Genomic DNA, 23647 nt, shown 5'->3' on the forward strand with positions numbered 1-23647 from the left:
AGTATTGTTTGAAATCCATGAAAATTACCATAAAAAACAACTTTTTTACTCAACATTCTGTCGATTATTCTATTGCTTTGTATTGGACGAATTGAATCAACAAATTAGAAACAAATAAAACGACTTTTAAAATGGCAAATTATTTCAACACGCTTCCATTGCGTTTGCAATTGGAACAACTGGGAACCTGCGAATTTATGGATCAGTCTGAATTTGCAGATGGTGTGAAAAAACTGGAAGGAAAAAAAGTGGTAATCGTTGGCTGTGGAGCGCAAGGATTAAACCAAGGACTAAATATGCGTGACTCGGGCTTGGATGTATCTTATACCTTGCGTGAATCAGCAATCAAAGAGCAACGTCAATCGTACAAAAATGCGGTTGAGAATAATTTCAAAGTAGGAACTTACGAAGAAATGCTTCCAACTGCTGACTTGGTGATTAACTTGACTCCGGACAAGCAACACACCAATGTAATCAATGCCGTAATGCCTTTGATGAAGCAGGGAGCTACCTTATCGTATTCACACGGATTCAACATTGTTGAAGAAGGTATGCAGGTTCGCGAAGATCTAACTGTGATTATGGTGGCTCCAAAATCTCCGGGATCTGAAGTCCGTGAAGAATATAAACGTGGATTTGGTGTTCCAACGCTGATCGCTGTTCACCCAGAGAACGACCCTAATGGTGATGGTTTTGAAATTGCTAAAGCTTATGCAGCAGCAACCGGAGGACATAAAGCAGGCGTTTTGCGCTCTTCTTTTGTTGCCGAAGTAAAATCGGACTTGATGGGCGAGCAAACCATTCTTTGTGGTTTGTTGCAAACAGGTTCTATTCTTTCATTCGACAAAATGATTGAAAAAGGTATTGAGCCAGGCTATGCTGCCAAGTTAATTCAGTACGGTTGGGAAGTGATTACCGAAGCTTTAAAGCACGGTGGAATCACGAACATGATGGATCGCTTGTCAAACCCTGCTAAAATTAAGGCGTTTGAGTTAGCTGAAGAATTGAAGGAAATTATGCGTCCGTTGTTTCAAAAACACATGGATGATATCATGTCAGGTCATTTTTCCAAAACAATGATGGAAGATTGGGCTAACGACGATAAAAACTTGTTGACCTGGCGTGCAGCGACCGGTGAAACTGCTTTTGAGAAAACTCCGGTTACAGAAGAGGAAATTAGCGAGCAAGAGTATTTCGACAATGGTGTGTTGTTGGTTGCTTTCGTTAAGTCGGGTGTTGAGCTGGCTTTCGAAACCATGACTGAGGCTGGTATCAAAGAAGAGTCAGCGTACTACGAATCATTGCACGAAACGCCATTGATTGCCAATACCATTGCACGTAAGAAATTATTTGAAATGAATCGGGTGATTTCGGATACTGCAGAATATGGATGCTATTTGTTTGACCACGCTTGTAAACCACTTTTGGCTGACTTCATGAAGAAGATTGATGCTGATGTGATTGGTGAAACTTATGGCGAAGGTTATGACAATAGCGTTGATAACAAACGACTGATTGAAGTGAATGCGCAAATTCGTTACCACGATGTGGAAATCATTGGCGAAGAGTTACGTTCGGCAATGGCTGCAATGAAAGCAATTTACTAAGCAAAGAATAAAGAATAAAGAATAAATAGGAGGCTCCATCAACTGATGGGGCCTTTTTTATGAAAGTATGGATCCGTTGCTTGTGGGAAATTTATTCTGAGGAGATGAATTATTTATTTGCATTTAAAACAGGGCCAACTGAGCTTTTCCAAAAAAATAGAAAAATATGAGATGCAATTATGTGTACGAACACGCATTTTTTATATATTTGATTCAGAATTGATTTGCAGATTCTGTAAATCAATTCTGAAACGAGACCTTTACGAATGGAAAAGAATGAGTTTATAAAGACACGTTTGCTCTCGCTCGATTTTTTTCGGGGAGTTACCATGTTTCTGCTCATCGCGGAGTTCACTCATTTATTTGGTTATTTAATGGCTCCCGAGTTTGAAGGAACTTTTATTCATGCGATTGGTGAGCAGCTGCACCATAAGTCTTGGGAAGGGCTTCATTTTTGGGACTTGATCCAGCCATTTTTCATGTTTATTGTTGGAACTGCGATGCCTCTTTCCTACGCAAAGCGAATTGGAAAAGGGGAGTCGCATCAACATATTTTCAGACACATTCTGAAACGATCTTTACTACTACTTGTCCTGGGCTGGTGGCTTTATTGCATCAATGCCGGGCAAATTGCATTTTTCTTTCAAAATGTTTTAGCACAGCTCGCAGTCACAATTCTCATTTCATTTTTGGTTATGCGAAAATCGACTACTACTCAATTATTGGTGACTGCCGGGCTGCTGCTTTTTCCAGAACTGTTGTACCGTGGTTTTTGGCTTGAAGGTTTTGACCAGCCTTTTGTGCCAAATCACAATTTTGGGACTTGGTTTGATTCCTTGTATGGAGGGGTAGACCTTGGCGGACATTGGGTCTCATTCAATGCAATTCCAACAACGGCACATACCATATGGGGAGTGCTTGCCGGCCGATTATTGATGAGCAATAAGCCTTCGAATGATAAGTTGAAAGCTTTATTTATCGCAGGAGCAGTTGGGCTTATTTTAGGTTATGGTTTAAGTCCGGTTACTCCAATTATTAAACGAATTGCTACAAGTACCTTCGTTTTGGCAAGTGGTGGCTGGGCATTAATTGGTCTTGCCGTGTGCTATTGGCTAATAGATATTCTGAAATGGCAAAAAGGGGTGTTATTCTTTGCCGTCGTCGGTATGAATCCCCTGTTTATTTACCTGTTTGCTCATGTTGGTGGTGCCCAATTGATTAATAAAATTGTTTTTCCATTGACTAATACCTCTTTAACTTGGGCCGGGAGTTTGAGTGTAAACCTGGCTTCAGCGTCCATTACAACCTTCTTATTGTGGTACATCTGCTGCTGGATGTATCAGCAAAAAATCTTCATAAAGATATAGTTGATAGCTTATTTTGCTGATCATTACCGTGTGTTTTTTGTGATTCTCTCAAAATCAAATGAATGGAAATGTTAGACGGTCTTAAAATCCGAGATCTGACGATCGATTATAGCAGGAGCTGTGGTTAATTTCTTATAAATTTATTGATCCATTAAAATGTAGATCACCATTGGAATGTTTTTTTATTGTAATTTCAGCTTGTTTCATGCAGCAATACGCGGGCTTCCAGTTGGATATTTGTGAATAGTTGAAGATATTTGCTGTTTAAATAAATGTTATAACAATCTAAAATCTACCCGAAATGTACACTTGGTTTACTGAGCAAACTCCTGTTATGCAAGCCTTGTTGGCAACTTTATTTACCTGGGGCGTAACTGCTTTGGGAGCGGCAATGGTATTTTTCTTTAAAAAGATTAACCGTAAGGTTCTCGATGGAATGTTGGGCTTTGCTGCAGGCGTGATGATTGCTGCCAGCTTTTGGTCGCTGTTGAATCCGGCTATAGAAATGGCTGAGGAGACGTCCAGTACACCTTGGATCCCGGCGGTTGTTGGCTTTTTGGCTGGTGGCGCTTTTCTTTGGGTTGCTGACCAGTTGATTCCCCACCTTCACCTTGGTTTTCCTCGCGAAGAAGCGGAAGGAGTACCTACCACCTGGCGAAGAAGTGTACTGTTAGTATTGGCCATTACCCTACACAATATTCCGGAAGGTTTGGCAGTTGGTGTTGCTTTTGGTGCTGTAGCTGCTGATATTCCTGCGGCTTCATTGGCTGGAGCGATTGCTTTGGCTATTGGTATTGGTATTCAGAATTTTCCGGAAGGAGCTGCAGTTTCGGTTCCACTTCGAAGGGAGGGGTTTTCGCGCCGAAAAAGTTTCATGTACGGTCAGGCTTCAGGAATTGTAGAGCCAATTGCTGGTGTGATTGGTGCTGCTGCGGTTATCATGATGCGCCCAATTTTGCCATATGCTTTGGCTTTTGCTGCCGGAGCAATGATTTACGTGGTTGTTGAGGAATTGATTCCTGAATCGCAGTTGGAGAAAAACACGGATATTGCAACCATTGGAACCATGCTGGGCTTTGCAGTCATGATGACCCTTGATGTTGCTTTAGGCTAGCTTATTGCTGAGCAAAAAGTGAGCTTTGCTGATTTTCGTTGGCAAATAACCTTTTCATTTAAATATTCTTTCTTTTAGAATGCTTTTTTTGTAATGAGCAATGAATCAAAAAGATGTCATTTGCTTTATTGCTCTTTTCCCTACAGTAAGTATTGTAGGGGGCTTTTTAACATGTTTTTATATTGAACAAATCCATTTATTGAACGTACTACTATCATTTAAAAATTAAAAGTTATGAGTAGTATTGTTGAAGGTACATGGAAGGTTCTTTCGTTTGAGGTTCAGAAAGAGAACGGAGAAGTTGTTCTCCCTTTTGGCGAAAAAGTAATTGGCTATATCAACTACACGCCTTCTGGACATTTCTCCATTCAGTATATGCCCTCAAAGCAGGATGCTAGTGACTTGAAAGGTGTTTCTTACTTTGGGAAGTATGAATACAACCGGGAGAAAGATTACATTGTGCACCATGTTGAGGGCTCCTTATTTCCCAATTCCGAAGGTCTGGATAAAATTCGTCATGCGCGTTTAAGAGGAAAAAGCCTGAAACTGACTTGCCCTCCAATGAACTGGGAAGACGATGAAAAGGCTGTTGCTACCATCAATTTTGAAAAGCAGGAAGAATTACCTCCGGTGACTGTCAATTTTTAGTTTTCTTACGAAAGGTAATTCCTAATAGTCGTTCAAACTGAAAGAGGAAGATTAAAACAATTCCGAATTGGAGACCGATGCCCAGCTTTTTTAATGGAATACCATAGAAGTGCTGATCAAATTGAGCGGTTAAGTTAGTGATGAATAGTCCTAGGAATAATCCCAGGAAAAAGAACAACCAGGCGTAGCGGACATTATTCTTTACAGCTTGATGATGCTTTTTTTCTTGGTGAATTTTGTCCATCAAACGGATTTCAAAGTCCTGAAAAGGAAGCTCTACCCGAGAGTGTTTCATCAGGCTTTTTAATAGTTTATCTTCTTTCTCTAATTGTTCCATTTTAGGTTGTTTGGAATTCTGTTAACATCAATTGTTCAACAATTGCTAGCATATTTTTTCTTCCGCGATGAAGAATCACACGAACATTAGCTTCAGACCATCCAGTTTCGTTTGAGATCGTTTTTGTGTCCTGTTCTTCCAGATAGAATAAGCGAAGCACTAAACTTTCTTTTGAGGAGATACGAGTTAATGCTTCTTGTACCAAGAATATTTGTTCTTCTGAACTTAGGCCTTTCAGCGTATCCTCGACGGCTTCAACTGAGCATTCCTGGAAATCAGTCGTGTACGTATGATGCTTTTTTTCTTCTCGTATTCGTTGAAAGGCTTCGTTGATAACAATACGACAAAACCAGGTTTTAAAACTCGAATGGCCTTTAAATGTATTCAGCTTTCGAAAGGCCTTTATGAACGCTTCCTGGACAACCTCTTCAGCCCAAAACTCATCTTTTACAATAGAGATTGCCACGGAAAAGGCCAGATCTTTATAGTTTTGGATAAAGTACCTGAACCCTTCCGTGTCTCCGTTTAATACCTTTTTAACGTAGAGGTTATCCATTCGACCTTGCTTAGTTTTTAGGCTTGTCGATGAAGTGGGCAATAACCATTGAAATACCTCCAAAAAGCAGGATTAGTGCGACTGGAACCAAACCATCAGTGCGCATAATAAATTTTTCCCAGATGGGGTTAAGCATCAGGGCAACAGTTAAGGTAAAGCCCAAACCACAGCCGGTGATAAGCATACCTAGTTTTAACCAGGGGAAGCGAATTCTGAATTCACGCTTGGCATAAATTTCAGAAACATCTTTATCCCGTTCAATTAGGGCCATTCGTTCTTTCGTTCTGGCTTGAAGGAAGTAGTACCATCCAAAAAAGACACAGGCAAAAAAGCCCAGCCAGACCACTGCTAACATCAAATCTTCCATAATCGTTTGTTTTTGTTTTGCCCCTTTGATGCAAGCTAGTAAGAAATGTTACAAGGAATGACTATTTTTTTGATAGAATTTTTGCAATAACCTTGTTGTCTGCCCATAGCGCTTCCTGCGATATTGAGTATCATTTCAAATTCATGAGTTGATTCCCAAAATAGGAACATTGTTAGGATTGGTTGTTTTGTATGTAATACGCGCAAGGTGCAATTTCATTGCACAAGCTTTGAATAAAAAGTGGCATGAGGGAGTTTCTAAAAGCTTTTCTGAGGAATCGATTGCTAGTGATCGATTTTTCCTTGATTCTTGACATAAATCGGACGATTGAATCTTTTTATTAAGAATCGTAAAATAATTGGCGATTATATTTTCATTTTAAAATTAAATTGTGATATTTGCAGGAAATCATTGAAAAAATGACACGAATTCACTCTATTTCTATTCTCAGTATTCTACTCGGTATTCTTGTTTGGATGCGGAAATGAGAATGGTATGGGGTAACTGATTATAAGGAAATTGACATCAAGCCATTCTCAACAGAGAGTGGCTTTTTTTTTGATAATAAATTTAAAAACCAGATAGAAATTAAAACATTTCATCATGAGCGACAGATTGTACATTTTTGACACCACTTTAAGAGACGGGGAACAGGTTCCTGGGTGTCAGTTAAACACGGTTGAGAAGATTGAAGTGGCCAGAGCATTGGAAGAATTAGGCGTCGATGTTATCGAAGCTGGTTTTCCAATTTCAAGTCCTGGAGACTTTGATTCAGTAGTGGAAATTTCAAAAGCGGTGACTTGGCCAACGATTTGTGCCCTAACCCGCGCAGTAGAAAAAGACATCGATGTTGCTGCCGAGGCTCTAAAATATGCCAAGAAAGGCCGGATTCATACCGGTATCGGAACATCGCCTTACCATATCTACAACAAACTCAACTCAACTCCTGAAGAGATTCTTGAACGTGCTGTTGCTGCTGTGAAATACGCTAAAAAGTATGTGGAAGATGTTGAGTTTTATGCGGAGGATGCCGGACGTTCAGACAATGAATACCTGGCGCGGGTAATTGAAGCGGTTATTAAAGCAGGGGCTACGGTTGTTAATATTCCAGACACCACAGGTTATACCATGCCTCATGAGTTTGGTGAAAAAATCAAGTATTTGGTGGACAATGTTCGTGGAATTGAAAATGCCATTATTTCAACGCACTGTCACAACGACCTGGGGATGGCTACAGCAAATACCATTGCCGGAATTATCAATGGAGCCCGCCAGGCTGAAGTAACAATCAATGGAATTGGTGAACGTGCGGGAAATACGTCGCTGGAAGAAGTTGTAATGACACTAAAGAGCCGTTATCAAGTGTTGAATATCGATACCAACATCAATACTAAAAACATCTATAAAACAAGTCGTTTGGTTTCTACATTGATGAATATGCCGGTACAGCCCAACAAAGCGATTGTTGGCCGTAATGCCTTTGCGCACTCATCAGGTATTCACCAGGATGGAGTGTTGAAAAACCGCGAGAATTACGAGATTATTGACCCAACTGATGTCGGAATCAACGAGTCGTCGATTGTATTGACTGCCCGAAGTGGACGCGCTGCTTTGAAGCACCGTTTGGAAGTAATGGGCTTTGAGTTGGACCAAGCGCAGTTGGATGAGGTGTATGGACGCTTCTTGGATTTAGCTGATAAGAAAAAAGACATTCGGGATGACGATGTGGCCTTGTTGGTTGGTGATGCCGAACGGAAAGAACGTCGTGTGAAACTGGAGTTTTTGCAGGTTGTTACCGGAAAGTCTTTGTTGCCGATGGCCTCTGTTCGTATTGATATTGCGGGAGAGAAATTCGATGCAACAGCGTCTGGAAATGGTCCTGTAGATGCAGCAATCAACGCTGTTAAACAAATCATTCGCAGGCAGGTTACTTTAGAGGAGTTCTTGATTCAGGCGATTACCCGTGGAAGTGATGATGTTGGAAAAGTACATATGGAACTTGACTTTGAAGGAGTGAAATACTTCGGGTTTGGTGCCCATACCGATATTATTACGGCTTCAGCAGAAGCATTTATCGATGCAGTGAATAAAATTCCTGCTCAATAAAAAAGTATAAACTTTTAAAAACGATAATACATTGGAAGCAAAAACATTATTTGATAAAATTTGGGATGCTCATGTGGTGAGACAGGTTGAAGGCGGTCCAAACGTACTTTACATCGATCGCCATTTCATCCACGAAGTAACCAGCCCGGTGGCTTTTCTGGGGCTTAAGAACAGAGGCCTGAAGGTTTTTCGTCCTGATCAGACAACGGCAACGCCGGATCATAATGTGCCAACGCTAAATCAAGAGTTGAGCATCAAGGATGAGTTGTCGCGTAACCAAGTCGAAATGCTAAGAAAAAATTGTGAGGAGCATGGCATTACGCATCATGGCTTAGGCACTGAAGGACATGGTGTGGTACATATTATTGGACCGGAAATGGGCTTGACCCAGCCGGGAATGACCATCGTTTGTGGGGATAGCCACACATCTACGCACGGAGCTTTTGGTGCTATCGCTTTCGGAATTGGAACCAGCGAGGTGGAAATGGTCTTGGCCAGTCAATGCATCATGCAGCCAAAGCCTAAAAAGATGCGAATCACCGTTGATGGTGAGTTGAAAAAAGGTGTGACAGCCAAGGATTTGGTGCTTTACATTATTTCGCAAATTTCTACCAGTGGTGGTACAGGTCACTTTGTTGAGTTTGCAGGTTCTGCGATTCAAAGTCTGAGTATGGAAGGCCGGATGACTGTTTGTAATATGAGCATTGAGTGTGGGGCCCGTGGAGGTATGATTGCACCTGATGATACGACCATCAACTACATCAAAGGTCGTGAGTTCGCACCCAAAGGAGCGGCGTGGGATGAGGCTGTAGCTCATTGGAAAACATTGAAGTCGGATGAAGGAGCCCAGTTCGATACTGAGTATCATTATGATGCTGCAGATATTGAGCCGATGATTACTTACGGTACCAACCCAGGCATGGGAATTGGAGTGACCCAAGCTATTCCTATGGGAGACGATTTGGAAGGAACTGATAAAACAACCTTCATGAAATCATTGAAGTACATGGATTATGCTCCCGGAGATGGCATGAAAGGCAAAAAAGTAGATTACGTATTCCTTGGAAGTTGTACTAATGGTCGTATCGAAGACTTTAGAGCATTTGCCGATTTTGTGAAAGGTAAGAAAAAGGCTGACAACGTGAATGTTTGGTTGGTTCCTGGCTCAAAAGCAGTGGAGAAGCAAATTATCGCAGAAGGTCTGGATCAGATTTTTGAAGAAGCAGGGATGGCACTTCGTCAGCCAGGATGCTCGGCATGTTTGGCCATGAACGATGATAAAATTCCGGAAGGCAAATACGCTGTTTCTACATCAAACAGAAACTTTGAAGGCCGTCAGGGACCCGGTGCACGCACCATGTTGGCTAGCCCACTAACCGCAGCAGCAGTAGCAGTTACCGGAGTAATTACCGACCCTCGGGAACTCATGTAGGTTCGGAGGATTGGAATTTTGGAGTCTTGAAGATTAGAATATCTGAATTCATTTAATAAAAAGAAGATGGCAACAAGTGAGTTAACAGCTTTTAAAGAAAAGATGAAACTTCGAACAAAGAGATTTGCTCATGATTGTGTGAGAATCTCATTGAAGTTTCCTGAGAACATGCTTGGCGATCATATTTGTAAACAATTAATTCGGTGTTCAACTTCTGTCGCTGCAAATTACAGAGCATCATGTGTTGCTCAAACAATTCCTACTGTAATTGCTAAAATTAGTATTGCAATTGAAGAAGCTGATGAAAGTGAATTTTGGATTGAATTTGCTTTAGATGAAAAACTCATTTCGAAAGCACAGTCAGAAGATTTAAAGAGAGAATCCCATGAGATCGCTTCTATTTTAATCAAATCACGTCAGACCCTTCAGCAAAAGAGACTAGCATAAAATCATTCTAATATTTTAAAATTCTGAAACTCTAATATTCAAATAATGGCATACGATAAATTTGTAACATTAAACTCTACGGCAGTGCCGCTGCCGGTAGAGAATGTAGATACCGACCAGATTATTCCTGCTCGTTTTTTAAAAGCGGTTGAGCGCAAGGGGTTTGGCGATAACTTATTTCGCGATTGGCGTTACAATAAAAACAATGAACCGATTGCTGATTTTCCGCTTAACGACAGTCGTTACAGTGGAAGAATCTTGGTTGGCGGGAAAAACTTTGGAAGTGGATCTAGCCGCGAACACGCAGCCTGGGCTATTTACGACTACGGTTTTCGGGTGGTTGTGTCCAGCTTTTTCGCAGATATTTTCAAAGGAAATGCCATAAATAACGGCTTGTTACCTGTAGTTGTGAGCCCTGCCTTTTTGACTAAAATTTTCAATGCAATTGAGAATAATCCAGAGGCACAATTCGAAGTAGATCTGGAAAATCAGAAGTTTACACTGGTTGAAACTGGTGAAAGCGAAGAATTCGAAATCAATCCTTATAAAAAGCATTGCCTCCAGAATGGTTTAGATGATATTGACTTTCTGGTGGATATGAAAGACGAGATTGAGGTTTTTGAAAAATAAAAGATAAACCAAATGACGGGAAAAGTGGTTGAAGTAGAAAACCAAATACTTAGTATCATGGATACGACGCTCCGGGATGGAGAACAAACCTCGGGAGTGTCGTTTACTGATACCGAGAAGTTAAGTGTAGCCAAAGTATTGCTCGAAAGTGTCGGGGTTGATCGTATTGAAATCGCATCAGCCCGGGTTTCGGAAGGTGAATTTGAGGCTGCCCGTCGAATTATGGGGTGGGCGGCAGAGCAAAACTTTCTGAACCGCGTCGAAATTTTGGGTTTTGTTGATGGCAAAGTGTCCTTGGATTGGATTGACCGTGCCGGAGGTAAAGTGATTAACCTGTTGTGTAAGGGTTCATATAAACACGTAACCCAGCAATTACGAAAAACACCCGAAGAGCACTTGGCTGATATTCAGCGATCGGTTGATTACGCTGAAGAATTGGGAATAGCTGTTAATGTTTACCTGGAAGATTGGTCGAATGGAATGCGTAGCTCGAAAGATTACGTTTTTCAGATGGTTGAGGAGCTGAAGAAGATGAATATTCAGCGAATTATGCTGCCCGACACTTTGGGAATTTTGGATCCGGATGAAACTTACGAGTTTTGTAAGGAAATGATCGAACGTTTTCCGGATGTGCAATTTGATTTTCATGCACATAACGATTATGATTTGGCTATTGCCAATGTGTTTCATGCGATAAAAGCCGGAATTCGTTGTGTGCATACAACCGTAAATGGGTTGGGAGAACGTGCGGGGAATGCCCCTCTTTCAAGTGTTATTGCCACAATCAAAGATCATTTAAAAATGGCTACCCGAGTGAACGAAAGTCGCTTGAACCGGGTGTCAAAACTGGTTGAAACCTTTTCCGGAATTCGGATTCCGACCAATAAACCATTGATTGGGGAGTTCGTTTTTACGCAGTGTAGTGGTGTTCATGCCGATGGTGATAACAAGAATAACCTGTATTTCAATGATCTTTTGCCGGAGCGTTTTGGTCGAACTCGAACTTACGCATTAGGGAAAACCTCAGGGAAGGCAAACATTAAGGCCAACTTGGAAGAAATGGGAATTGAGTTGGCGCCAGAAGCATTGAAGATGGTAACTGGTCGGATTATTGAATTGGGCGATCGCAAAGAAACAGTGACTGCGGAGGATTTACCCTACATTGTTGCCGATGTTTTGCAAGAGCGGATTGAGCAAAAAATACTGATTAATAATTATTCGCTATCGCATGCGATGGGATTAAAACCATCAGCAACCGTGAGTATTCAGGTGCAGGGGAAGAATTATGAGGCTACAGCTTCTGGTGATGGTCAGTATGATGCATTTGTTAATGCCTTAAAAGTTATTTATAAAAAGCTGAAAAAGCCATTCCCCAAACTGGTGGACTATAGCGTTACCATTCCTCCGGGAGGTAAAACAGACGCCTTGGTTGAAACAGTTATCATTTGGGAACTTGAGCGGGAGTTTAAAACGCGTGGTCTCGATTTAGACCAAACAGCTGCAGCAATTAAGGCAACAGTTCGCATGCTAAACCTGTTGGAGCATACCAATGCCTAAAAGCAAACTTAATTTGAAAATTTAAAAAGATAATAAACGAATGAAACGAACCTGAATTTTCTTCATTCTAATATACGGACATGAGAATGATTAAAGATTAGGTGAGTTCCTGAATGTATTCTCCCGATAACTATCGGGATTGAACATTCAGAAATCAAAAAATTTTAAGCAGATGAAATTAAATCTAGCTGTTCTTCCCGGCGATGGGATTGGCCCTGAGATTGTTGAACAGGCCATGAAAGCAGTAAAAGCTGTTGCAAACAAATTCAAACACGAATTAACATACGAATATGGGTTGACTGGAGCTATTGCCATCGATGAAGTTGGTGAGCCTTACCCGGAAAAAACACATGAGCTTTGCATGAACTCCGATGCAGTTTTGTTTGGAGCGATTGGCGATCCTCGTTTCGATAATGACCCCAAAGCCAAGGTTCGTCCGGAGCAAGGACTGTTGTTGATGCGTAAAAAGTTGGGCTTGTATGCTAATATCCGCCCGGTAGAGACTTTCGAGTCCTTGTTACATAAATCTCCTTTGCGCCGCGAATTGGTTGAAGGTGCCGACTTTGTCGCAATCCGTGAGCTGACCGGAGGAATTTATTTCGGTGAAAAGGGTAGAAAAGACGGTGGAAACACAGCCTTTGATACCTGTACTTATACCCGCGAAGAAATTGAGCGCATTTTAAAGTTGGGCTATGATTTTGCTATGAAACGGAATAAAAAGCTGACCGTGGTTGACAAGGCCAATGTGTTGGAAAGCTCTCGTTTGTGGCGTGAGGTTGCTCAGGAAATGGCACCAAACTATCCCGAGGTAAAAACAGAATACATGTTTGTTGATAACGCTGCCATGCAGATTATTCAGTGGCCTAAAAACTTCGATGTCATGGTGACTGAAAACATGTTTGGAGATATTTTGACCGATGAGGCGAGTGTAATTACCGGTTCATTGGGATTGCTCCCTTCTGCATCAGTTGGTATTCATACCTCTGTTTTTGAGCCAATTCATGGATCTTATCCTCAAGCTGCAGGTAAAGATATCGCAAATCCAATTGCAACCATTCTTTCGGCAGCCATGATGTTTGAATATGCTTTTAACTTGCCTGAAGAAGGAAAGCTTATTCGGGAAGCTGTTGCCGCATCAATGGCCGAGAAATATGTGACTGAAGATATCGCAGAAGGACAAGCATACAAAACATCACAAGTTGGAGATTGGATTGCTAATTACATTGAGCAGAATTAAAAATATCAGTCTATAACTGAAAGAAAATGAGGCTTCCTGATTAGGGAGCCTCATTTTTGTTTTCACGAATTTATTCCTTTAACATCATTTCTGTTTATTCAACATTTCTTCTTAACTTGTCGGGAACTTAAACCTCTAAATAATAAGACGATGATGAAAAAAATGAAACTGGTGATTCTTTTATCTCTGATAATAGTTGTATCTGCTTTTGGTAAGGGCAAAGGCTGGATTGATTTGTTTAATGGCGGCAATCTGGATGGTTGGGTGCAAAAGAATGGAGAAGCAACTTATTGGGTTGATCATGGTGCAATTGTTGGGAAAACGGCAAAGGGAAGTCCAAACTCTTTTCTTTGCACCGAGAAGGAATACGGAGACTTTGTGTTGGAGTTTGAAGTGAAATTGTATGATAACGAGCTTAATTCAGGGGTGCAAATCCGGTCGACAACGAAAGAGCCGGAGGGAGATGAGCTTGTTGGTCGGGTAAATGGGCCACAAGTTGAAATTGAAGCAAGTGGCGAAAATGGAGCAGAATCTGGCTACTTGTACGGCGAAGCCTGTGGAGGATGGATGACGCCGGAGAAAGATCGGGTACCACATAAAGCGTTTAAAGACGGAGAATGGAATAGCTATAAAATAGTCGCTAAAGGAGCTCGTATTCAAACCTGGGTCAATGGAAAGATGATTTCAGATTTGGTTGATAATAAGAAATATAAAAGCCATCCGAAAGGTTTTATTGGCTTGCAGGTACATGGCGTTGGTGATCGGGGGCCATTTCGTGTAGCCTGGAAAAATCTTAGGATAAAAGAAATGAATTAAACTAAAGGGCATAATGTTTACATACCATGTTAAACATTATGCCCTTTCAATATTTATAAAGATGGCTCACCAGGTTTGCTGTGAGCTGCTTTTTTATCGGACAATTTTCACGTTTACTGCAGCAGGACCTTTTGGTCCCATTTCAACTTCAAAATTAACCAGGTTTCCTTCTTTAATATCTTCTAATACATTATTGACGTGAACAAAAACACTTTCACGAGTCTCGGCATCTCGAATAAAACCATAACCTTTTGATTCATTGAAGAACGAAACGGTCCCTTTTCTTATAGGATCGGCTTGGTCGTTTGGATCAGCTTTAGGTACACTCACCTCAATATCTTCCAATTTTACTTCTTCTTTATCTGTTGGATCTGGTGGTGTGTCAATTATATTGCCGTTTGCATCAACATAGGCAATCATATCATCCAAGCTTCCTGACTTTTCATTTTCTTTTCGGGCAAGCCGCTTTTTTTCTTTTTCTTTTCTCTTTTTTTCCTTTTTGTTGCGTACTTCTTTTTTGTGAAATGATTCTTGAGATCTACCCATAAATTCTATTTGTATTATTTAGTGTTTTATAATTTGTAATCCATATGTCATAATTTCGAAAATCGGGCTATTCTTGAAAATACAGGCAAGTTGCTGCTTGAGTGATTGTTGGCGAATAGCCATTACGAAAAAGGCAACGATTTTGAAAAGGAGCACGAGTAAACTAATGTCATTTCTGAAATCAGTTACAAGGCATCAATTCTTAAATCTGAATCACGGGCTAAGTTACAATTTTATTTCAAGGAATTATAATTCAACTTTTAGTTTTCAGTTGTAAGCTCCAATATTGCCGATTTTCGAGTGTTATATTGGACGGGGATCTGACTAGGGAAAGTTGTTTATAATGTCGGCTTAGCTACTTTTTCGTGCTATTCTTCCAATTTTTATCTTTTAGCGACGTTCTTGTTTCCAATGTTTTACTTCTTTGTTAACATTTCGAACTATTCTCGGTGGATTTTTGAAGAATCAGAAATCAACCGATTGATTTCTTTGATTTCTTTTCGAGTAAGGTCACGCCATTTGCCAACAGGTACATCTAGTTGAATATTCATAATGCGAATTCGTTTGAGTTTGACAACCCGGTAGCCCAGGTATTCACTCATTCTTCTGATTTGCCGATTAAGTCCTTGAGTCAATACAATCCGAAAAGTATTTGCGTTAATTGGAGTGACTTCACATTTTCGGGTAACTGTTCCTAAAATAGGTACTCCACTACTCATTTGTTTGATGAATTTTGGAGTGATGGGTTTGTTTACAGTAACGATGTACTCTTTTTCGTGATTATTTCTGGCGCGAAGGATTTTGTTAACAATGTCGCCATCGTTTGTTAAGAAAATTAGGCCTTCACTGGGTTTGTCTAGTCTACCAATTGGGAAAATTCGCTTGGGATAGTTGATGTAATCAATGATATTATTTTTTTCAACCCGGGTGTCAGTTGTACAAACAATTCCCACAGGTTTATTGAAAGCCAGATAAACCGGTTTTTCTTGGGGAGCGGAGAGCAATCGGCCATCAACTCTAACTTCATCGTTTTGCGAAATTCGTGTTCCTACTTCGGGAACTTTTCCATTAATCGTCACTCGATTTTGTTCGATTAATTTATCCGCTTCGCGCCGCGAGCAATGTCCAACTTCACTCAGAAATTTGTTAATTCTGACTCCTTGCACCTGATTCATTTCGTTGTTTTTTGTATACAACAACCAGGTGGCTGTTGAGGTTGAATTTGGGCATGCAAGTATCAAAAAAAAATGCATACTTGGAGAGTAAATGATCCTAAAACCCATAATTCAGTTTAATTCTTAATAAGGTCATGCTGTATGTGTTGAGGTAGGCTGACTGCGATAAATACCCAATGTGCCTAACAAAGTGGGATTTAGATTTATTAACAGGAATTGTTCAGTGAATTGAATGCAGTTTATAAAAAGAAAAGTACTTTTATAACAATCACTAAATCAATAAACTTATGAAACAAACAATCAGTTTGATCGCACTTTTACTGTTTGCTCTTGTTGGACACACACAAGATTTGCCCTATCGTTTAGAGGAACTAACAGCCCCGGATTATGTCGAGGCAGTGGCTAAATCTTCTGAAACATGCATTTTACCCATTGGCGTTTTTGAAAAACACGGAGCCCATTTGCCATTGGGAACAGATTTATATTTAGCCAGAGAGCTTTCGTTGAGAGCAGCTGGGCAGGAATATACTGTTGTTTTTCCTTGGTACTATTTTAGCCAAATCAATGAGGCTCGCCATCAGCCTGGAACCATTTCCTACAGCCCGGAACTGATTTGGCAAGTGTTGCAGGAAACCTTAAATGAATTAGCAAGAAATGGCTTTAAAAAGATCATCATTGTCAATGGACATGGAGGGAATAATGCTTTTTTGAATTATTTTGGAATGGCTCAGCTATCGGAAAAAAGACCCTATACTTTATACTGGTTTCAGCCAGAGACTAGTCAGAATTTGGTCGAGAAAGTTGAAGCATTAACGCAACATGACCAGTATGATGCGCACGGAGGGAATCGTGAAACATCCATGATGAAAGCAACTAATCCTGAAGTTGTTCACACAGATCGGGCTTCAGAGCAATCGGGAGTTGATCAGGAGAGATTGAAGCATTTGGATCAGCTTTATACCGGAATTTGGTGGTATGCTCGTTATCCGAATCATTATGGTGGTGATGGTAGTAAAGCAAATGCGAAAGCGGGAGAGTTATTGCTTAATTCTCATGTGGAGCAGTTGGTAGAAACCATTCGTAAAATTAAAGCAGATGAAAAAGTCCCAAGCTTGGAGCAACAGTTTCATCAAGAAGCTGAAAATCCGCTGAAAACCAAACAATAGTTAAGTAAATAAAGAATGGCCTTCCTCAATTGAGGTGGGCTTTTTCAGCTAAATAGATCAGAAAAAGGAGAATAGCTTGTAAAATATTGTTTGGGAGTGAGGCCGGTGAGGAGCTTAAACTCATTTGTTAAATGCGCCTGATCGTAGTAGCCGCCAATAAAAGCCAGGTCAGCTATTGACAAGTGCTGGTTTTGCTTTTTGAGGTGAAGCGTTTGTTGAAGCCGAACAGTTTTTAGGTATTGCTTAGGACTTTGTCCAATGAGCTCAGAAAATACACGTTCAAACTGCCTGCGACTAAAACAAGCTTCATGAGCTAGTTCATCGATGCTGACTTGTCCTTGTTTGTGCAGAATTTGTTTAATAACGTGACTAATTCTAGGAAAATTGGGAGTTGTAGCATGATGGTGCAGTTGCTGAATGAGGAAATGCTCAACTATTTTTACTCTTTCATGGAATGAGTTGGCGTCAGTTAATCGGGGAAGTAATTCTTTGGAGAGTTTGGGAGCGACTTGGGCTAACGAAACATGTTGATTGTATAGTTCTGTTAAAGGTAATTGAAGGAATCTCATCAAGCCTTGTGGGTGAAAAACAATGCCGAAAATAGTCATCTCATTGTCAATTATCAGGTCTTCAAATTGTTTTTGATGTCCACTTACAATGAAATTTGAATCAATGCTTTTGGATGAATCATTGATTTTAGGTTTTCCGCCGAAGTAAAACATAAATTCGGTTAAGCCTGAGGGAATGGTTCGGAAGGTGTATGGAACATCTCCGGGAAGAGTTGTCTTGATCGTCCAATACTGTTTGATGTAAGGAGATAGTATTGGAGAAGGAAATGCTATTCGTTCGCTCATTGTGCAAAAATAAATTTGAAGGAGTTGAATAAAACAACTCCTTCGTTTTCATTAGTTTCCGTACAGTCCTATTTTGTTTCCTTCGCAATCGAGGCAAATGGCAAAAAACGCTCGGTTTTCAACTTCAATCTTCGTTTTTCCTTGAATGATTTTACCTCCGTTTTCAACAAGACGATTCATGGTTTTCTCTATATTGTCAGGAGCTTCAAAGCTGACAAAGACCCCCTGATTGGCCGGAGAAAAACCGGGTGCAGCAACAATTGCTCCTTCTCCCGATTCAAAGCAGGCCATTTTTTCATTTCCAAAATCCTCTTTGTTTAGTTTTTGCAGAAAGACTTTTTCATAAAAAGTGACTGCTCGATCAAATTCTTGCGTTGGGATTTCCACCCAAGATACAAATTTTCCCATGTTCTTTTTTTGTTTGGTTTAACATTGAATTCACGATTCAAAATTAGCTCGGACGAACTGGGAAATATTGGAAAAATGAGACATTCTACATCAGTTGAGATAAGCAATGGAAACACCATTGGGATCTTCAAAATGAATTCCTTTTTTCCCTCCCGGGAGATCAAATTGGGAGAAAGGGTAACCATTCCCTTTTAGTAAGTTGATTTGTTGTTTCAGATCATCTGTTTTAAATGACAGGATAATGGCAGATTGCTGATTATCAACCTGCGATTGATCATGTCGACAAACCAGTTGAATCATAAAACTATTTGCGTTTTCAATCAGGGCCAATTCCGTTTTTCTTGACGGACTTAATTTGTTCTTTAGCTTGAATCCCAGAAAGCCACAGTAAAAGTTCAAGGATTCAACGATGGATCGAACTCTAATTGTGACAAAACTTTTTGGCATGGTGAATTGATTTGGGGATTAGGTTTTGTTAATTAGTTTGTCAAATCGTGAATCCATACAGATGCTAAGGTCTGTAGTTATAAAACGTCCGTCTTTAAAAAGACTGAATATGGTTGCTGGACTGGGGGCATTTTGGGCAGCCTGTGCCGTTTCTAGCTTGACAATCGTAAGTGGTAGATTTCTTTTCGCAGCCGTTTCTTTTAGCGAGGTACTGACATGGTACTCGGTAAACGGACAGCGATTGGAATAATAGACCACAAGTCCTTTCTCATTAGCCGGCTTTCCGTGGTGAGCCGCCTGATTAAAGGAAGGAAGTTCTGCTGATTCTGAAAACTGCAGTGCTAAAAGACTGAAGCCAGAGGGGAGCTGTTCAATGGTAATAAATCCTTGCTTTAATAACCATTTGGTGTCACTCATAAAATGGAACTTTTTGGTTCCAACAACCGTCACCAAGCCAGCTTTCTGTTGGGCCTTTGCATCGTCAATGGCTTGTTGCAACAGTGCTTTGCCATAGCCTTGTCGTTTGTATTTCCCGGAAACCCAAAAGCAGTTAATCAGTAAATAGTTTGGTGCATGAATGGGAGCCCAACCTGTTTCTGCCGGGCCATATTCGATGAATACTTTTGCACGTTGGTCAATTCGTCGAAAAACATAACCTTGCTCAAACTCTTGCTTAAGCCACTCTTTTTTCAGGGCGTAACCTTCTTGGCATTTTTTATCCGAAAAGGCGCAGCAGATGTGTTCTTGGTCAATATTGTCAGGGCTAAGTTGAAGGAGCTTTTCCATTGTTTTGTGGCTTTGTATTTATAGGTCTTTAAACGATTTCGTTCATTCCAAATTCGAGTCGTTTGTGTTTCTTTCTATATCCGTTATGCAACAAATGTTGTTGAAGGGTGGTGCATATTGAGAGCAATAAGATAACCAGCCCATGGATTATGCTGTTAATTTAAGCCATATTCTTTACTTATTAAAGTTTTTTGAGGATGTTATTATAAATATTAATCGAACTTATGATTATAATGATTTTGCCTTTTATTTTGGGCTTCTAAATAGAGTTTCCCTCTTCCTGGACTATCTGATGTTAATGAGCACGAGTTAGCCTAGTTAACCTCTTTGCAGCCAGAATAGATGATTTCATCATTTTTCATGATCATGCATTCATCGCCTTTAGTCCAGTAGACATATTGCTTGTCGGACGAATCGTACTTGGCACCGCTAGCTGATATGGAGTGAATCCCTGAAAACTGAATAATTTCAGCTCCTTGTTGTAAGATGCTGACTTGGACAAAATCCTGCTCAATGAGCCGAACTTTAATTTGAGTACTGTCGGAACAAGCATAGCTTATTTGTTTTTCATTCGGCTCGCTTGATGCTGTTTTTTCGATTACACAAATGGGATACTCTCCGGGATTTACGCCACCGCCCAAATCCAGACAAATATCTAGGTAAAGCTGCTTTTGCCACCACATCCCAGCAGAGAAAGAGGCGCCTAGAAGAGCAATACCGATAATAAGAAAAAGGATACGTTTCATCTGTTTAAAAGTTTTTGATTTCTGCCTATTCAACCCCGATAGTTATTGGGAGAATACATTGAGGAAGCCAAATTAATTTTTTTATCAGGCTTTTCGAACCTGCCATGACAAAATTAATGTTTGTTTCATCATTCCTAGTTTGTGAAGATAACTCTGGTGTAGCCTGATTATTGTATAAAAAATGGTTTTGTTTGTGAGTTTGGTTAATGAACCTTTTCTTTTGAAGGTGTATAAGTAGGCAAATCATGTGACTCAATCGTTGCAAGAGCGACGGATGAATCCTGGTTTCCAATTCTTGATTTGCATACATAACAGAACGACTATGTCTTTTCAACGTCAAAAAAATTTGCTGGGATGGATTGCGTTTTCCATTTCCTTGTTGGTTTACGTGTTAACCTTGGAGCCAACAACTAGTTTGTGGGATTGCAGTGAGTTTTTGGTGTCTGCTTATAAGTTACAGATTTGTCATGCGCCCGGAGCTCCGTTGTTTCTATTGTTAGGGCGTGTTTTTTCCTTGCTTAGTTTTGGAAATGTTGAATACGTGGCGGTCATGATTAATTTGGTGTCAGCTTTAGCAAGTGCCGCCACCGTTATGTTTTTGTTTTGGATTGCTGTGTGGCTGATGGAAAAGGTCGCAGGAGAGCAGCGTTGGCCCATTTTGCTGTCTGCATTTATTGGCGCTTTAGCTTTCGCCTTTACCGATTCCTTTTGGTTTTCGGCCGTTGAAGCAGAAGTGTATGCTCTTTCCGCTTTATTTATGGCAGCGGTGTTATGGGCAGCAACCAAATGGGAGCGAGAGGCGGACAAGGATGGTGCCAATCGCTGGATTTTGTTGATTTTCTTTTTGACTGGGCTGGCAATAGGTGTGCATTTACTTAATTTATTGGTGCTGCCAACCGTGGGGCTCATCATCTATTTTAAAATAAGAAAGCCAACTTTACTGGGGGGACTAACGGTGTTAGCTGCTTCCGGAGTTTTTGTGCTTGTGTTGATGAAAGTTTTTATTCCCGGTGTGTTTTCGCTGGCTGGCCCCTTGGAGCTGTTGGCTGTTAATCAACTGGGCTTACCGGTTAATTCCGGATTTTATGCCTACCTCTTAATTTGGATTGTTGCATTAACCGCTGGCTTGGTTTATTCCCACCGAAAACAGCTGCCTAAGCTTAATTTCGCTTTACTTGCATTGGTTTTCCTGATGTTGGGCTACACCACTTACCTGGTTCCATTTATCCGGTCGGCAGCCAACCCGCCCGTGGATCAGGGCAATCCTGAAACGACTTTTGAACTGATTAACTACCTGAAGCGAGAGAATTATGGCAGTCGTCCGCTTTTGTATGGTGAGACTTTTGGTTCGGTGCCGGAAAGTTATGTCGAACGTAAAAGCTACCGGTATGATGGCGAAGGCTATGTCCCAATTCGCTTGAACCCCAAGGTTCTTTTTGCAGAAGGCACAACAAGCTTGCTGCCACGGATGAATAGTCGAGAGCCTGAGCATATAAAAGCATATGCCAGTTGGGTATACCTGAAAGGGAAGAAAGTTGGTTACCAAACCAAGGAGGGCCGAAGTGGGGAAACAACAATTCCGACCCTAAGCGAAAATCTGTCCTATTTCTGGAATTACCAATTGGGGCACATGTATTGGCGTTACCTGATGTGGAATTTTGTTGGACGCCAAAACGATATTCAGGGAATGGGAGGCCCGGAGAATGGGAATTGGCTTTCGGGAATTGACTGGCTTGATCGTGCACGCTTGGGTGATGTTGCTGAATGGCCCAGTGATTTACGTCATAATTTTGGCTATAATCGGTATTTTTTTCTGCCTTTCTTGTTGGGGCTTATCGGCCTAATTTTTCAATATAGAAGAGAAAAACAAGGATTTTGGAGCCTACTTGTTTTGTTTGGAATTATGAGTGTTGGTTTGGTATTCTACATCAACGAAATTCCGGTAACTCCTCGTGAGCGCGATTACGTATTTGTCGGTTCATTTTTTGTGTTTGCGTTGTGGATGGCCTTTGGGGTTTTGGCTTTATTTGATTGGTTGGAGAACTTCTCAACTCCAAGAATCGCTTTGGTATTTACGGGAGTATTGGCGGGACTAGCCGGACCTGGAATCCTGTTGCACCAGAACTACGATGATCATGATCGTTCTGATCGGTATTCAGCTCGGGAGTTGGCCCGCAATTACCTGATGTGCTGTGAACCTAACGCCATTCTGTTTACACGTGCCGATAATGATACCTATCCTTTGTGGTACTGTCAGGAGGTTGAAGGAATCCGGCAAGATGTCCGGATTGTTGTGATGCCTTATTTGAATGCCAGCTGGTATTTGCCACAGATTAATCAGAAAATATACGATAATGAAGGTGTCCGTTTAACCATTCCGGTGGAGAAATATGCTGAAGGCGATTTAGATTACCTTCCGGTTGTTCCTAAGCTTGATCGACAACCAGATTTGAAAGAAGTGCTGCAATTTGTTGCCAGCGATAGTTCAAAAACAACGGTGAGCTTGCAAACGGGAGAAAAGATGAAGTTTGTTCCGGTCAATCAAATGTATTTGAATCTGAATGGAAAGTCTATTCCTATAGAATTAGAGAACAATTACATCATGCGAAATGAATTGGCTTTTTGGGACATTTTGAACTCGAATGCCAACGAACGCCCCATCTGCTTTACGGCTTATTCCGATGCTCAAGCGTATGGCTTAGCTGATTATCTCCGGTATGATGGTTTGGTGTATCGTTTGGTTAGTGAGCCGCAAAAAAGCGAATCACCGCTTGAACGGGGACAAGTTGATACGGAACGTTTGTTCGAGAACCTAATGAATCAGTGTCGTTGGGAAAGTTTGAAAGATCGTTCGGTTTATTTTGATTGGCACCATCGTCGTTTGTTTGCTTCGGCGCAAATTCGCCCGGCCTTTTACCGCTTGGCAAAAGCTTTGGTGCAAACCAAACAGTTTGAGCGAGCACAATTGGTGTTACAGGAAGCGGAGAAAGTTATGCCGTTTCGAAACTGGCCTTTGGATTATTATTCGGTCATGATGAGTGAGCTTTATTTTGAAATAGGAAATGGGACGCAAGGTGAACAACAGCTTGTTTACTTAAGTGAAAACCTGGATGAGTGGATCAACTATTATCTGAATCTGGAAGACTTAACCGGTAAAGTGAGCTTGAATGAATTGGAAAAGCAGTTGTTTTATTATCAGAAACTGGCGGCTATTGCCGATGCCAATAAGTTGGAGTTAGCCGATTTGTTGAATGACAAGCTGGGAGGATATTTGAAAATGCTCAATTCATGAAGCGGA

At 40.9% G+C, this 23647-nt stretch carries 23 protein-coding genes; 13 read left to right on the plus strand and 10 right to left on the minus strand.

Features of this window, described 5'->3' with window-relative positions:
* Positions 1–131 precede the first annotated feature (131 nt).
* The 4 genes from ilvC to BM156_RS07375 all read left to right on the plus strand — a co-directional run bounded on the left by ilvC (position 132) and on the right by BM156_RS07375 (position 4736).
* Positions 132–1607 carry a ketol-acid reductoisomerase gene (gene ilvC / locus BM156_RS07360; RefSeq protein ID WP_093919182.1) on the plus strand — a complete coding sequence of 492 codons (1476 nt, stop codon included), beginning with the start codon at positions 132–134 and terminating at the stop codon, positions 1605–1607.
* Positions 1608–1873: 266 nt separating this feature from the next.
* Complete coding sequence (locus BM156_RS07365; protein WP_093919183.1) at positions 1874–2974, plus strand: acyltransferase family protein; 1101 nt, start codon at positions 1874–1876, stop codon at positions 2972–2974.
* Positions 2975–3275: 301 nt separating this feature from the next.
* On the plus strand, positions 3276–4088 hold the full coding sequence (locus tag BM156_RS07370) for a ZIP family metal transporter (RefSeq protein WP_093919184.1): 813 nt from the start codon (positions 3276–3278) through the stop codon (positions 4086–4088).
* A 234-nt stretch (positions 4089–4322) separates the two neighbouring features.
* A complete protein-coding gene (locus BM156_RS07375) occupies positions 4323–4736 on the plus strand; it encodes a lipocalin-like domain-containing protein (RefSeq protein ID WP_093919185.1) in 414 nt (137 codons plus the stop codon).
* Here the strand turns inward: BM156_RS07375 and BM156_RS07380 are convergent.
* The 3 genes from BM156_RS07380 to BM156_RS07390 are packed head-to-tail and all read right to left on the minus strand — an operon-like array spanning position 4726 to position 5996.
* Positions 4726–5073: a hypothetical protein gene (locus BM156_RS07380; protein ID WP_093919186.1), complete on the minus strand. Its 348-nt coding sequence runs from the start codon at positions 5071–5073 to the stop codon at positions 4726–4728. The two genes, BM156_RS07375 and BM156_RS07380, sit on opposite strands and share 11 nt — an antisense overlap.
* Position 5074: 1 nt before the next feature.
* Complete coding sequence (locus BM156_RS07385) at positions 5075–5629, minus strand: RNA polymerase sigma factor (protein ID WP_093919187.1); 555 nt, start codon at positions 5627–5629, stop codon at positions 5075–5077.
* Positions 5630–5639: 10 nt separating this feature from the next.
* A complete protein-coding gene (locus BM156_RS07390; RefSeq protein WP_093919188.1) occupies positions 5640–5996 on the minus strand; it encodes a DUF6249 domain-containing protein in 357 nt (118 codons plus the stop codon).
* 603 nt (positions 5997–6599) lie between these two features.
* Here BM156_RS07390 and BM156_RS07395 point away from each other — a divergent pair.
* The 7 genes from BM156_RS07395 to BM156_RS07425 all read left to right on the plus strand — a co-directional run bounded on the left by BM156_RS07395 (position 6600) and on the right by BM156_RS07425 (position 14221).
* Positions 6600–8102, plus strand: coding sequence for a 2-isopropylmalate synthase (locus BM156_RS07395; RefSeq protein WP_093919189.1), 1503 nt, complete (start codon positions 6600–6602; stop codon positions 8100–8102).
* Positions 8103–8133: 31 nt separating this feature from the next.
* On the plus strand, positions 8134–9534 hold the full coding sequence (leuC, locus tag BM156_RS07400) for a 3-isopropylmalate dehydratase large subunit (RefSeq protein WP_093919190.1): 1401 nt from the start codon (positions 8134–8136) through the stop codon (positions 9532–9534).
* 66 nt (positions 9535–9600) lie between these two features.
* Positions 9601–9981, plus strand: coding sequence for a four helix bundle protein (locus tag BM156_RS07405; RefSeq protein ID WP_093919191.1), 381 nt, complete (start codon positions 9601–9603; stop codon positions 9979–9981).
* 45 nt (positions 9982–10026) lie between these two features.
* Positions 10027–10611, plus strand: a complete 585-nt coding sequence (gene leuD / locus BM156_RS07410; protein WP_093919192.1) for a 3-isopropylmalate dehydratase small subunit — start codon at positions 10027–10029, stop codon at positions 10609–10611.
* Positions 10612–10668: 57 nt separating this feature from the next.
* Positions 10669–12168 carry an alpha-isopropylmalate synthase regulatory domain-containing protein gene (locus tag BM156_RS07415; protein ID WP_093919431.1) on the plus strand — a complete coding sequence of 500 codons (1500 nt, stop codon included), beginning with the start codon at positions 10669–10671 and terminating at the stop codon, positions 12166–12168.
* Positions 12169–12340: 172 nt separating this feature from the next.
* On the plus strand, positions 12341–13405 hold the full coding sequence (leuB, locus tag BM156_RS07420; protein ID WP_093919193.1) for a 3-isopropylmalate dehydrogenase: 1065 nt from the start codon (positions 12341–12343) through the stop codon (positions 13403–13405).
* A 150-nt stretch (positions 13406–13555) separates the two neighbouring features.
* Complete coding sequence (locus BM156_RS07425) at positions 13556–14221, plus strand: 3-keto-disaccharide hydrolase (protein ID WP_093919194.1); 666 nt, start codon at positions 13556–13558, stop codon at positions 14219–14221.
* 93 nt (positions 14222–14314) lie between these two features.
* On the opposite strand, the gene BM156_RS07430 is transcribed toward BM156_RS07425, so the two are convergent.
* The gene (locus BM156_RS07430; protein ID WP_093919195.1) at positions 14315–14767 is read right to left on the minus strand and encodes a cold-shock protein; all 453 of its coding nucleotides are present in this window, start codon (positions 14765–14767) and stop codon (positions 14315–14317) included.
* 440 nt (positions 14768–15207) lie between these two features.
* Positions 15208–15942: a 23S rRNA pseudouridine(2604) synthase RluF gene (rluF, locus tag BM156_RS07435; protein WP_093919432.1), complete on the minus strand. Its 735-nt coding sequence runs from the start codon at positions 15940–15942 to the stop codon at positions 15208–15210.
* A 287-nt stretch (positions 15943–16229) separates the two neighbouring features.
* Between rluF and BM156_RS07440 the strand changes: the two genes are divergently transcribed.
* Positions 16230–17108: a creatininase family protein gene (locus BM156_RS07440; RefSeq protein ID WP_093919196.1), complete on the plus strand. Its 879-nt coding sequence runs from the start codon at positions 16230–16232 to the stop codon at positions 17106–17108.
* Positions 17109–17152: 44 nt separating this feature from the next.
* Here the strand turns inward: BM156_RS07440 and BM156_RS07445 are convergent, their stop codons facing one another.
* From BM156_RS07445 to BM156_RS07465, 5 genes are all read right to left on the minus strand, one after another.
* On the minus strand, positions 17153–17962 hold the full coding sequence (locus BM156_RS07445; RefSeq protein ID WP_093919197.1) for an AraC family transcriptional regulator: 810 nt from the start codon (positions 17960–17962) through the stop codon (positions 17153–17155).
* A gap of 51 nt (positions 17963–18013) precedes the next feature.
* Positions 18014–18370 (minus strand): VOC family protein, encoded by a 357-nt coding sequence (locus tag BM156_RS07450; RefSeq protein WP_093919198.1) that lies wholly within the window; start codon positions 18368–18370, stop codon positions 18014–18016.
* Positions 18371–18460: 90 nt separating this feature from the next.
* Positions 18461–18817, minus strand: coding sequence for a VOC family protein (locus BM156_RS07455; RefSeq protein ID WP_093919199.1), 357 nt, complete (start codon positions 18815–18817; stop codon positions 18461–18463).
* 18 nt (positions 18818–18835) lie between these two features.
* On the minus strand, positions 18836–19603 hold the full coding sequence (locus BM156_RS07460) for a GNAT family N-acetyltransferase (protein ID WP_093919200.1): 768 nt from the start codon (positions 19601–19603) through the stop codon (positions 18836–18838).
* 314 nt (positions 19604–19917) lie between these two features.
* On the minus strand, positions 19918–20349 hold the full coding sequence (locus BM156_RS07465) for an MliC family protein (protein WP_093919201.1): 432 nt from the start codon (positions 20347–20349) through the stop codon (positions 19918–19920).
* 322 nt (positions 20350–20671) lie between these two features.
* Here BM156_RS07465 and BM156_RS07475 point away from each other — a divergent pair, with 322 nt between their 5' ends.
* On the plus strand, positions 20672–23641 hold the full coding sequence (locus tag BM156_RS07475) for a glycosyltransferase family 117 protein (protein ID WP_170846886.1): 2970 nt from the start codon (positions 20672–20674) through the stop codon (positions 23639–23641).
* Positions 23642–23647 lie beyond the last annotated feature (6 nt).

Origin of the sequence: Sunxiuqinia elliptica (genome assembly GCF_900113005.1) — a bacterium.
In the GTDB taxonomy this organism is placed as follows: domain Bacteria; phylum Bacteroidota; class Bacteroidia; order Bacteroidales; family Prolixibacteraceae; genus Sunxiuqinia; species Sunxiuqinia elliptica.